This is a genomic window from Paenibacillus sp. J22P90, assembly GCF_059692195.1.
This window is the reverse complement of sequence record NZ_JCAUAY010000001.1, coordinates 1,163,618-1,176,305: the sequence shown is the minus strand read 5'-3', so window position 1 is coordinate 1,176,305 and position 12,688 is coordinate 1,163,618. Positions and strand designations below refer to the sequence as shown.

General features: G+C 44.5%; 8 protein-coding genes. 1 reads left to right on the top strand and 7 read right to left on the bottom strand.

What is annotated here, in order from left to right; translation table 11 throughout:
- Positions 1 to 126: 126 nt before the first annotated feature.
- From AC58UX_RS04120 to AC58UX_RS04090, 7 genes are all read right to left on the bottom strand, one after another.
- The gene (locus AC58UX_RS04120) at positions 127 to 2,469 is read right to left on the bottom strand and encodes a helix-turn-helix domain-containing protein (RefSeq protein WP_497249818.1); all 2,343 of its coding nucleotides are present in this window, start codon (positions 2,467 to 2,469) and stop codon (positions 127 to 129) included.
- Between the two features lie 231 nt (positions 2,470 to 2,700).
- A complete protein-coding gene (locus AC58UX_RS04115; protein WP_497249817.1) occupies positions 2,701 to 4,041 on the bottom strand; it encodes an MFS transporter in 1,341 nt (446 codons plus the stop codon).
- Positions 4,013 to 5,647 carry a PEP-utilizing enzyme gene (locus tag AC58UX_RS04110; RefSeq protein ID WP_497249816.1) on the bottom strand — a complete coding sequence of 545 codons (1,635 nt, stop codon included), beginning with the start codon at positions 5,645 to 5,647 and terminating at the stop codon, positions 4,013 to 4,015. Before AC58UX_RS04110 ends, AC58UX_RS04115 begins: the two co-directional genes overlap by 29 nt.
- Positions 5,648 to 5,666: 19 nt before the next feature.
- Positions 5,667 to 6,566 carry a PEP/pyruvate-binding domain-containing protein gene (locus AC58UX_RS04105; RefSeq protein ID WP_497249815.1) on the bottom strand — a complete coding sequence of 300 codons (900 nt, stop codon included), beginning with the start codon at positions 6,564 to 6,566 and terminating at the stop codon, positions 5,667 to 5,669.
- 294 nt (positions 6,567 to 6,860) lie between these two features.
- Positions 6,861 to 8,447, bottom strand: a complete 1,587-nt coding sequence (locus AC58UX_RS04100) for an extracellular solute-binding protein (protein ID WP_497249814.1) — start codon at positions 8,445 to 8,447, stop codon at positions 6,861 to 6,863.
- A gap of 47 nt (positions 8,448 to 8,494) precedes the next feature.
- Positions 8,495 to 9,379 carry a carbohydrate ABC transporter permease gene (locus tag AC58UX_RS04095; protein WP_497249813.1) on the bottom strand — a complete coding sequence of 295 codons (885 nt, stop codon included), beginning with the start codon at positions 9,377 to 9,379 and terminating at the stop codon, positions 8,495 to 8,497.
- Between the two features lie 33 nt (positions 9,380 to 9,412).
- Positions 9,413 to 10,342: an ABC transporter permease gene (locus AC58UX_RS04090; RefSeq protein ID WP_497250058.1), complete on the bottom strand. Its 930-nt coding sequence runs from the start codon at positions 10,340 to 10,342 to the stop codon at positions 9,413 to 9,415.
- Positions 10,343 to 10,636: 294 nt separating this feature from the next.
- Here AC58UX_RS04090 and AC58UX_RS04085 point away from each other — a divergent pair, with 294 nt between their 5' ends.
- Positions 10,637 to 12,625, top strand: coding sequence for a beta-galactosidase (locus AC58UX_RS04085; RefSeq protein WP_497249812.1), 1,989 nt, complete (start codon positions 10,637 to 10,639; stop codon positions 12,623 to 12,625).
- Positions 12,626 to 12,688: the final 63 nt, after the last annotated feature.

Sequence of the window (12,688 nt, the reverse complement as noted above, 5' to 3'; positions counted from 1 at the left end):
AAGCGATCATCTCCTTTTCACATGTAGCCCTATTGTAGAAAGAGAAGCGCTTGCAAACAATCGCACATTATTGCGAAGACATGATCGGGCAATTTGCACTTTTTTGGCGAACTAGTACATTATTGTTTAGGAAGTCCGACTTAGCTCACGATAGCGCGTTGGCGTCATGCCTTCCAGCTTTTTGAATATGCGATTGAAATACGTATGCTGATATCCCACTTGATCGGCGACATCGTTAATCTTCATTTCCGATTCCCGCAGCAGCTCTTTCGCTTTGTCCAAGCGCAGCTCCGTCAGATAATCAATAAAGTTTTTGCCGGTGACTTGCTTAAAAGATCTGCTTAAGAAAAACGGATTCGTCCCCGTATGCTCTGCACAATTATCAAGTGAAATATCCTGTCTATAATTGTTTTGCAAATAAATCATCGCTTGTTCAATAATCCGTTTCACTTGTGCGTCAGAACGTCCTGACATCTCTTTCATAAAAGGCTTCAGCACTTTTTCCTGAAACCATGCAAGAATTCTTGTCGATTCCCGAATTTGAGAAAGCTGTTCATACAAATTCGCGCCTTTGAACAAGCGGTTCGGGTTAATGCCAGACACCATGATGGCGTGCTGAACATTGCCAAGTAAATGCAGCATTCCCTGTTGAACCTCAATTTCCTTGGCGCCTTTGCAGGATAAAACCTCTAGGAAAGACACTAGCAGTTCGCTTGCTTCCCCTTCTTTTCCTGTCCGTAAAGCTTGAATAAGCTCCCGTTCCTGTGCAAACGGATATTGCAATTCCATGTCTTCATCTCCTGCAAAATTGTCATGCTCCATATCAATAATCTGATTCACATTTTCAAAATAACGATAGCTAACCGCTTGCTTGGCCCGTTCGAAGGCCATAGGAATTTCTGAAATCAAAGGCACTGGACGGCTGATCGCCATCGTCATACGCATTTTCAGAATACGATTAATCGACTGCTTTAACTCGTCACTAAAGGCTTGGCAGGCATCCGCATAGGATCCATCTTCAGGTAAAATGAGCAGAATACCCGCTGTTAAATCATGAAAGTTGAGCGTATGACTCTGATCAAAATATTGGGAAGCCAGCTCCTCAATCATATTCACGGCCGCAAAGGTAACAAGCCCTTCTTCCCCTAGCCGGAAGTTCCCTTCCACACTTGACATCCCGATTAACTGGACGTATAGGACAACGAATTGCTTATTCTTCACATCCCACTTAAAACGCTCCATTCGTATGCGCAAATCATCCTCTGAATACGCATTCAAATATCCCTGCAGCAATTGATGCAGTAAGCTGTCCTTCAAGTGTGGCAGCTGTTCCGTCAACTTCGAATTCAGCGCCAAGCTCTCATTATGCATTTGCATCCATTGCGACTCCAGCATTGTGAATTCACACTGTGGATTGACAGAAGGGCTTCCCCCTAATATCGAAACCAGTCGCTTGACTGGCAAATAAATGCGTCGAGATGCCAACCAGGCAAGTATAGCCGCAAGCAGCAGCACAGCAAGACTTACCGTAATAATCAGCTTAGAAATAAAAACAACTGGCGACGTAATATTTGAAATCGGTGATGCCGACACGTATGTCCAATCCTCAGAGATTCTCGCTAAGCTGCCGTAAGAAACCGTATATGTAGTGTCATTCCAATCGATAAAAAAGGAACCTTTTTGGCCTTTCAGTGTGGCAATCTTGTCACGTAATGCGCTTACAAAAGGAGAGGATGACGTATTCCCGTTTGCTGAGACAAAGAGTTCGCCCGCGTTCTGGATTAGGAACGTCTCCCCGCCTTCATACGGCGTCAATGTATTGAGCATATTTGCCACCTTTTGACTATCAAAGCGAAACACTAACACGCCAAAAGGATTCAGGCTACCGCCGGGAATTTGATGCACAAGTGTCAAATCCTTGTTCTCAGGACGATTCGCATCGAAAGACCACTGCGTCCAGTAGGTCGAATGTTGACCGTGGATGAGCGGATCGTATCTTGAGGCCGCAGCGGATGTACGTCCATCAAATTTCATATATTCAGGATTGAACAAAACAGAGCTTGATCCACCCACATAAAGCTCTGCATTTTTCACCATCGCATTTGAGCCCTGCATCGCGACGAGCGTTCTCGTAATATCCTGCGTTCGTTCAAAATTCCTAACAAAATCATATCCATTTAAGCTATAGTCAAATTTATTATCAAATGCCCAATGGGAGAGCAGCAACTCCAAATTGCCTAATTGATCATCAATATTTTGCGATCGCTGTTCAATTTGCCGATAATGCAGCTGAAGCAGCTCGCTCTCAACCCGCCCGCCTGCCATCCAATACACGAGCACGCCCATTAATAGCCCTGGAATACCCGAAACAATAAATATGGTAATTAGACTCTTTTTGTAGAAGCGTCCTTGTCCACCAAGGGTCTTCTGTAATCCTTTTGCTAGTTTCTCTGTTATGGCTCGTAACATGCTCTCACCAACCGTTCAAAAGTTTAGTTTGGAGCGACGACTTCAACTTTGAGCGTATACCGAATAGCAGGGAAAAGGAAGTTAATTTCCAGTGGATTTACATTACTTTTCCGACTTTTTGGTCGTCTTTCTCATCGGTTTTTTGAACATAAAAAAACAGGAGCATATTGCGCCTGCTTTTACATGAAAATATGAACGTGAACGGAGGATTGGGAGGCAAAGCACATCTGTTTATTTCATCGGAACACGTTTCGTTTCTACGCTTGCGAACATTAGCCCAGCAACAGCGACTCCTACGAGTGATAGTCCACATAACGTATAAAATAACAAGTGGTAATCAATGAACAGTGCTGCGAATATCGAAGCTAGTAAACCGCCCATATAACGAAATGTCATATAAACCCCAGACGCCACACCTGACATTTGTTTGGGAACAGAGTTCAATGAGGCCGGTTGCATCGAAGCTGTACCGAAGCCAGCTCCAGCGCCTCCAAGCACAAAGAGAAGCGAAATCAGCCACACCGAATGTGTGTTGAACATGAGCAGATACGTCAAACTGGACACTGCCAAACAAACAAAAGATATCATAATCGTTTTTTGTGTGCCCAAACGATTAGATAATACGCCCCCAAGCCCCGAAAATAACGACATGCTAATCGAAAAAACAAATAAAAGGACGCCGACGCTTTTCAAACTAAGCCCCGTCTCTTTTTGCAAAAAGATAGGCATCACCAGAATCGTACAATACATGACTGCATTGTTCAAAAAAATGGAAACGTTCGCCCCACTGAATGCACGAACTCGGAATAAATTAAATTGAATAAGCGGGAAAGTAATTCTCATTTCCTGTCTCGCAAATAGTACACTTGAGACGATAAATATTCCAATCGTCCACACATTCAAATACTCGACATGTATAACGATAAGAACTAAAACGGCCAAACTGATAGCTAATAGCGCTGATCCGACGATGTCCAATTTGCTCTTCTGCTCACCCTGGATACTCGGCAATAAGAAAAAACCACCGACTAACGAAATGATCGCAAACGGCACATTAAACCAGAAGATTGAAGACCATCCCCATATTCCAATTAACATCGAACCGATTAAAGGTCCGATCGCTGCGCCTATACCCATGATAAAACCGAACAGTCCAAATGTTTTGGCCATTTGCTCCTTCGGTGTGACGTGACGTATCATCGCACTCGCATTCGGAGAAGCAAGAGCCCCGCCTATCGCTTGCACGCCACGAAAAACAATCAACCACGATAATTGCTCTGCAAACACACAGCCGATTGATGAAAATAAAAACAAACCCATCCCTATTAAAAAAACGTTTCGGTTGCCGTACATGTCTCCTAGTTTCCCAGCAATCGGTTGCAAGACCACCATAATCATTAAATAAATGGATATCATCCAAGATACTGAAAGTATACTCCGGTGAAGCGCTTCAGCTATACTCGGCAAACTTACAGCAATCATCGTAGAATTAACAGGGACTAAGAAAGTCCCTATTAATATAACGAAAAGCAATAATTTCGTTTTATTTTTTTCCAAAATACACAACACCATTCGTACCGTCCACCGTGACGATATCGCCATCTTTAAGTAATGAAGTTGCCACTTTAGATCCAACTACTGATGGCAATTGATACTCTCTAGCTACCGTCGCCGCATGAGATAAGATACCCCCTGCATCAGTAACGATCGCACCTGCAACTGAAAACAGGACTGTCCACGGAGGCGTTGTCGTACGACAAACCAAAACATCGCCGCTTTGTAATTTAGCGAAATCTTCTTTCCCTTTTACCACTTTGACGACACCTGTATATGTGCCCTTAGAAGCGGCATACCCTTTGAAGCTTTGCTCTTCTTGGTTAACATCAGGTCTTTTTAAACCAAATATCCGATCCACAATGGGATCTGGCTCTGTCATTTCGGTCGGTGTTCCGAAAAAAGGTGGTGCTTGTCGCAATTGATTGCGCTCATATTCCGCTTTACGTTCTTGTACTAGAGCAGCTTGTGAAGAGGGATTGTCCAAAATATTTAGCAATTCATCCAAATACAAGTAAAACACATCTTCTGGTTGCGTGATGACCTGGTGCTCAACAAGTAAGCCCCCTACATTCAACAAGAATAGACGAGATTTCGCAGGTAACATTGCATCGATATAAAAATGATGATCCTCATCAAGGCCCCAGCTCTCTAAAGCCCATGCATGTATTTGTGTGAATATTTGTTTCAGCTCTCCATCCGGCATGGAAGTCAAGATTTGAGCTGTTTTTGCTTCACGCTGCTGTACAAGCTGATTAAATTCATGATCGAAATTGTAATCTTTCTGCATGTAGGTCGCGATTACCTCCAGCGTTTTTGCGGGATTCTCAATTAATGTTTCATCCATAAATTCATGTGAATTTCCCGATCTATATCCAAATTCATTAAGGTAATCTAGCAATTGCGTTAAATACGCTCGTCCTTCCTCTGTTGATTCAAGCTCGGATTGCATGTCATCCGGCGACGTATGTAATAAAATTCGCTGTAAATAAGCTGAGCTTTTGGCCAGATCCGCTAGCTTCCACAACTTTTGGTCGGATTCTAGCGTTTTGTTCATCACTCCAGTCAACATTTCATACACAACACTCGTCTCGTTGCTTTGTGTCAACGCCTGATACAATTCTTCTAAAGCCATACTGATTGACATTCTCGGTAAAACTATCTCAAAATGCAACTCCCAAGCTCTGATGTAAAAACCGTATAGCTCCAACACACGATTTTTCGCTTCAATTAATGATAAGCTCTCATTACGGTACACTTCCAACTTTTGATAAAAAGGCATGAGCTCATTATCCACATAGTCAAACAGTCTTTTTTTCAGGATGGGCAACAAAGGTTGAACCGTTTCTTTATGCTCAGCTAACCTCTTCTCGATACTTTCGGGATGCGGTACAATTTCTTGATAATAACGGCCTTGATCTATACGAACGTTAAATTGACGAATCGGTAATTTTAAAGTTTCAAACGCTTTGAGAGTGCCTTCCGTAACCGCAGGCGCTTCAAAAGAAGCGAACAATGGACTTAATGCGCCTACGAAATGAACATCATCGAGCACCCAGAATCCTTGCTGCTTTTGTTCCTCACTTAATATAACTTTTTCGCGAAATGTTGATGTATTAACCATACTTCATCCTCCTAAATTTTTATGCCGTTATCGGCCTGACTTGCAAGATATAGATGTCATTTTTCACGACAGCGAATTCAATATCTAGAGCGTTCCCATAGAATGACTCTATTTTTTTCGTCTCGCGCGCAAGCTCTACGATATGTTCATCTGATAAGCAGAACGTATCTTGAGCCTCCATTGTTGTCTCTTCTTCAACAGTGCCCTGAGGTCCAGCGACAATTCTCATTTCTTTACATCCAAGCTCTTTCTGAAGAGCTAATGTATTTTTATTCACATAAAATGTATCCGGTGTAACGAGTCCCGAGACGATAGCCTCTCCTAGGCCATAGCTTGCATTCATAATGAGCTCATCCGGGTTTTGACTCACTGGATTTTCGCTAAAAATAACGCCTGACACATCAGCAAAAACCATTTCTTGCACCAAGATAGCCATTCCGCTCTGATCTAAAGCGAGATGATTATGCTCCAAATATTGCTCGACACTAGACGTAAACATCGAAGCCCAGACTTGTTTAATACTTTGTATAAGTGCCACGTTTCCTTTAATATTTAACAAAGTCTCGTATTGACCGGCAAATGAAGCGCTCTCTAGATCTTCTTGCACAGATGATGATCGTACCGCAACCGCAATATCCTTCTGATTCCGTCTTGCGCACAGGTTTTCATAGGCTTGCAGCACTTCTTGTTGAATGGCTTCCGGCAGCTCTGCATCTACAATTCTCGCATGAATTTGCGATTGATCTGCATGAAGCAAATCCGCATGTTGTTGCAAAAATAATGCTACGGCGTTCGAAGTAATCACAAAGCCGCCAGGTACTTGGATATTTCGTTGCAACATTTCAGCCAAATGCCTCGCCTTGGAGCCAATTTGCTTATAATGTGCTTCTTGAACAGATTCGAGTGCTAATGTATACAAGTTTTACACCTCTAGTTGATAAAATTTACAGCTAATAGTAGAGTTGGTACTTTGATTTTGGACAACGAAGGCCCTCCTAAGGAATAGTTGTATATATACTACACATTGCGAGACTAATGTACCAAAATTGTTTCATATTTGCAATAACTAGGTATAAATATCTAATAGATTTAGGTATAAATATCTAATAGATTGATAACTTCACAATAATGACTCGATTTTCTTCGTCTAGAGCGCAAAGAAGCAAAGAAGACTGCTCAGCAGTCCCTTTGCCCTTTACATTACTCAACTTGCTTATTTCTTTGTAGCTGCATACAAATCGTTCATTTCCTTCACAAGATCATCCCCGCCTGATTTCTTCCAAGTTTCGAACGCTGCTTTCAGAGCTGCTTCGTCACTTTGACCGACGATGAATTTAATACGCGCATCGTTGATGATGTTATCCAGTTGTTGACCTTTTTGCGAGTAAACCGTGGAGATGAATGGCTCGACTGGGTTAGCCACGATGTTCGCTTCTGCTTCTTTTTGGATCTTCGTCGTTTGCAAACGAAGCGGTGTTTGCTTCACTTTCAAACCGCGATCTTCCGGAATAAATGGCAGCATCTGGTTCAAGCCTTCTACTTCAGATTCAAGTAGCGCTGTATCTTTGCTCACTACAAGTGCGTCGCCATCTTTTGTATAATGCTTGCCTTCGATACCGTAACCAGCTAATGTTTGAAGATCCGGCTCATTCATTTGATCCAAGAACTTCAGCACGCGTTTAAGCTCATCCTCTGTTTTCACAGTGGATTTCGAAACGGCTAGAATACCTGCAAAGCCGGAAGTCGGCGATGCTTTCAAACCGTTCTTACCTGTCACACCAATCATATTATCGACATAATGAATGTTCGGATTATCTTTGCCATCCTTGGCAAGTGCAGCATGAATTTTATCATCCATACGTGCAGCATTATCGGTTACGTCAACGATGACCCCTGCTTGATTGTTCGCAATTGGATCATTCCACTTCGCTGAATCAAACACGGCGAAATCCTGATTGATCAGTTTCTCATCATATAGCTTCTTCATAAACTTAAGCGCTTCCAGATACTCTGCGGTTTGATGCTCAGGTACAAGCTTGCCATCCACGATGCCCCATTTGTTCGGTGATCCGAACCAAAGCTTCATAATATCAAAGCTGCTTGCCCATTGACCTGTCCATTTGACCAATACCATGCCGTATGTGTCATCTTTGCCGTTTTTGTCAGGATCTTTTTCTTTAAACGCTTTCAACATATTGTAGAAATCATCAATGGTTTTCGGAGGTTGCATACCAACCGCTTCCAACCAATCCTTGCGATAGTTGATACCATTACGACCAAGCGCACGTCCACGGTAAATACCGTAGTTTTTCCCATCAACGGATGAGTTGTTCATAATAACTTGGTTTGCTTTGCTGAGATTCGGATAATCTTTCAAATACTTGCCGATTTCCCAGAACGCACCCGATTTAGCAGCGTTTACGAAGCTTGGATTTTTCACATCGCCAACATAAATGATATGCGGCAGCTTCCCTGAAGCCAACGTAATATTGAACTTATCCGTATAAGATGCGTTTGGCACCCACTCTAGGTGAATATTCGTATTCGTTTTCTTCTCAATTTCAGTCGTAACAGGGCCATCGTCCTTCGGAAAATTCGTTTTGAAGATCGGAAGCATGATACTTAAATCAAGCGGAGCTAAGTTCTCAGGAGCCTTCGTCTGTGCAGCCGCTTGTGTCGCGGAAGCTGATGCAGCAGGTGTTGCTGTACCGCCTTTGTCACTACTACAACCAGCAATTGTCGTCATTACTGCTGTTCCTACAGTTGCTACAGTTACCCATTTTTTCGCATTTTTCTTCATCTAAACATGCCTCCTTTAGAATATGGACTTGCCTCTATCTGAATCCGTTACCCCTTGACCGAACCAATCAAGACCCCTTTAGCAAAATGCTTCTGCAGGAACGGATAGACAAACAAAATAGGAATGGTGCCCACGACGATAACAGCCATCTTGATGGATTGCTCGGGCGGTTTGACGAAATTCGGATCCATAGAATTGAGATCTCCAGCTGCAGCCTGTGAAAGTAAGACAATCTGTCTGAGCATCACTTGCAGCGGCCATTTGGCCGGATCGTTGATGTACAGCAAAGCAGAGAAGAAGTTGTTCCAATGGCCAACCGCATAGAATAACGTGAAGGTTGCCAGAACAGGCATCGATAAGGGCAGTACGATTCGCCATAGAAGACCGAGCTCTGTACAGCCGTCGATTTTTGCTGCTTCCTCCAGCTCTGGTGGGAGCTCTTGGAAAAAGTTTTTAACAATAATCAAGTTAAAAGCACTAATCGCACCTGGAATCATCAATGCCCAGAACGTATCCAGCATATGAAGCTCGCGAATAACGAGATAGGTAGGAATTAATCCTCCGCCAAATAGCATCGAGAAAATAATTAGATTTAACACGGTGTTTCGTCCCATTAAATTCCGCTTCGATAACGCATAAGCCATCGTCACCGTGAAGAATAGATTAACGAAGGTACCGAAGACCATGACATAGAGCGATACACCAATGCTTTTCACAATCGTATCCGTCGAAAAAATAAACTTATAAGCCGTCAATGTAAATGTTTCCGGTATGAGGAATACCGCACGCTGCGTCAACTCTGCGTCCGATGCAAATGATCCTGCAATAACGTATAGAAATGGCAGAATGGCAACAATTCCAATGACACCCAGCACGATATAGTTGCTTACATCGAAGATGGTTCCGGAAACGCTCTTATATTGCTTTGCCAAAACCTCTCTCCTCCTTTACCTATAAAATTCGTATTAGTAAATGCCAGATTGTCCGAACCGTTTAGCCGTCCAGTTCGCGCCAAGTACTAAGATGACGCCAATGACTGCTTTGAACAAGCCAACAGCCGTACTATAACTAAACGCGCCTTGTGTAATCCCCATCATATATACATAGGTATCAAATACTTCAGCGACATCCCTGTTTAAAGGATTCAGCATAAGGAAAATCTGTTCGAAGCCATTATCCAGAATGTCCCCCATCCGCAGGATAAGCAAGATAACGATGGTGCTGCGAATCGATGGCAGCGTTATGTGCCACAGCTGTCTCCAGCGATTGGCCCCATCCATAATGGCTGCTTCGTATTGCTCAACATCTACGCCAGCTAGTGCAGCCAAGAAGATGATCGTTCCGAATCCGCATTCCTTCCACATCGTTTGCATGATGATCATCGGCCGGAACCATTCTGGCGTCGCCAAGAAGTTGATTTTATAACCGAAATACTTCTGTAAGAGCTCGTTAACGAGTCCGCCTTCCGTAGTTAGGAAGACATAGGTTAAGCTGGCCACAATGACTAAGGAGATGAAGTGCGGCACATAAATCAAAGTCTGAATCGTTCTTTTATACAAATTTACTTTGATCTCATTTAGTAAGAGTGCAAGTATAATCGGTGCCGGAAAGTAAAACACCAGATTATATAAGGAAAGCAATAATGTGTTGCGGAGGAGCATGAAAAATTCGGGATTTTGAAAAAATACTCGGAAGTGTTCTAACCCTACCCATTCACTCTTCCAAAAGCCTAGAAAAGGCTGATAATTCTTAAAGGCAAGCAGCACGCCCCACATGGGCACATATTTAAAAATAAGGAAATACAGTAAGCCTGGCGTCAAAAGTAGGTAGATCCATTTATCTTTACGTAACCTTGCCCATACTTGCGACCTGCGATGTCCTTTTGACTCGGACATCTGAACAATCTCTCTGCTGTTAGGAGCAGCAGCCTGCTTCATCCTTTTCACCTCCATGTCATGATCGCCTTGTGAGCGTTTGTAGCCTTATTATGCACGCCGATGAATTTACCGCCAATCAGACATTCTTGTAAGCCCTTCCAACCGCTAATTTTCACCTTGTATCAAGAAAGTGCAAACCCGTCAAAACAGTTGAAACACCCTAATATTTCCAGCAAAAATGTGTTATTGCCCCTGCGGATAATAGCACTTATAGTAGAAACTAACTTTTAGAAGATGAGGATGGTTGATGAAATGGGAAACAAGTTATATCACGGTGCGGCCTGGTATCCGGAGCTTTGGGATCAATCGGTCATAGAGCAAGACATTGAGCTTATGAAAAAAGCAGGTATGAATGTTATGCGAATTGGTGAATTCGCTTGGTCCAATATGGAGCCTACCGAGGGCAATATCGATCTTAGTTTCTTTGTGAAAATGGTGCAGTTGCTCCATGAAAATGGAATTGACACGGTGATGTGTACGCCAACGCCCACCCCCCCCATTTGGTTCACGCACGGGCATCCTGAACGGATGTATGTGAACGAGCAGCTGCAAGTCATGGGTCATGGCTCACGGCAGCACGCTTGTACGAATCATCCTTATTTCCGCGAGAAGGCGGCGATCATTACCGAACACATCGCGAAGGCCATTGGCCGCTTGCCAGGCTTGATCGGTTGGCAGATCGACAATGAATTTAAGGCGCATGTGTCCGAGTGCATGTGTGGCACCTGTCGGACGCAATGGCATGAATGGCTTGAAGCCCGTTACGAGACCGTCGAAAAGTTAAACGAGGCGTGGGGCACACAAATTTGGAGCGAATACTACCACAGCTTTGAGCAAGTACCGCAGCCTGGCCCTGTGCCATTTTTACATAATTCCTCGCTCAGCACGATGTATCAACTATTCTCAATGGAGAAAATTGCTCAGTTTTCCGATGAACAAGCGGCGATCATCCGACAATTCTCTGATGCGCCGATCACGCACAACAGCAGCGTTGCTTTCAGTGTGGATAATGAGCGTTTATTCCGAGAGTTGGATTTTGCTTCCTTCGATACGTATGCGACGTATGATCATCCAGCGAACTACTTATTAAATAATGACCTGTGGCGGAACTTTAAGCGCGGACGGGATTATTGGATTATGGAGACGAGTCCCTCCCATGCGGCCTCCCTTGCGAGCTATGCGAAGCCGCATCCGAACGGCTATCTCAAAGCCGAAGCGGTTGCCGCTTATGCGCTTGGGGCAGAAGCCTTCTGCTATTGGCTGTGGAGACAGCAGCGCGCAGGCTGCGAACAGCCGCATGGCTCGGTCATTAGCACGTGGGGCAAGCCTACGATTGGCTTCCCGAATGTGCTGGAAGTCGAGCAAGCTAGACAAGAGATTGAAGCCACAATACTAGCGACTCGCCCGACGCAAGCCGAAGTGGCCATGACCTATTCGGATCGCTCCAAAGCGTTCCTGAAAACGGAACCGCATCAAAAGCTGAATCATCGCGGTCTGGTGACCAGCTTCTATGAACGGATCCTGAATCTGGGGATTCACCGTGATCTTGTACCGGAAGGTGCTGAATTAACCGGCTACAAGCTGCTCTTCACACCTTTCCTCCCTTACATCTCTTCTGACTTTATGAAGCGTGCTGAAGCGTTCGTAGCTGATGGCGGTGTGTGGGTTGTTGGCCCTCTCTCTGGTGGACGCACGGAGGAGCACACGATGCATACGAATGCTGCGCTAGGCGAATTGGAGCAGCTTGCTGGTGTGGAAACAGTCTACACGTTTCCAATGGACAGCAGCTCCACAATCGGAACTGCCTTTGGCGTTGCAGCGCCGCTCTCGCTTTGGAGCTCCGTCTTCGAGACGAAGGATGCGACGGCTGTTGGCACCATTGAAACAGGCTTAGCGGTGGGACATGCTTTCATTACGGAGCGCGCGTATGGCAAAGGCAAGATCGTGATGCTTGGCTCCATGCCGACTGGCGAAGAAGGCGAGCAGTTGTTGAACAACCTCATCACGCGTTATGCGGATGATGCAGGCGTTACCGTGCGCACGGATGTGACCGCAGGGACGATTGTCGCTCCTAGACGTGGCGATGGCTGCGAGGTGTGGGTTGTGGTGAACATGGACGGAGCAGGCGGCAGCGTGACGCTACCACGCAATGGCGTTGATCCGCTAACAGGAGCACGCTACCCTGAGGGTCCATTGACGCTGGGCCGATACGAGCATAAGGTGATTCAATTTAACAACTAGTAGTGAACCCATATATGTGGGTGCTAGGTAAACGCACTGACAAGCAGGCTTCAGCGCACATAC

Bases quoted from the DNA above. Each gene is read 5' to 3' on its own strand.
- AC58UX_RS04100 (WP_497249814.1), bottom strand. From the start codon at position 8,447: ATGAAGAAAAATGCGAAAAAATGGGTAACTGTAGCAACTGTAGGAACA.
- AC58UX_RS04085 (WP_497249812.1), top strand. From the start codon at position 10,637: ATGGGAAACAAGTTATATCACGGTGCGGCCTGGTATCCGGAGCTTTGG.
- AC58UX_RS04120 (WP_497249818.1), bottom strand. From the start codon at position 2,469: ATGTTACGAGCCATAACAGAGAAACTAGCAAAAGGATTACAGAAGACC.
- AC58UX_RS04090 (WP_497250058.1), bottom strand. From the start codon at position 10,342: ATGTCCGAGTCAAAAGGACATCGCAGGTCGCAAGTATGGGCAAGGTTA.
- AC58UX_RS04115 (WP_497249817.1), bottom strand. From the start codon at position 4,041: ATGGTGTTGTGTATTTTGGAAAAAAATAAAACGAAATTATTGCTTTTC.
- AC58UX_RS04110 (WP_497249816.1), bottom strand. From the start codon at position 5,647: ATGGTTAATACATCAACATTTCGCGAAAAAGTTATATTAAGTGAGGAA.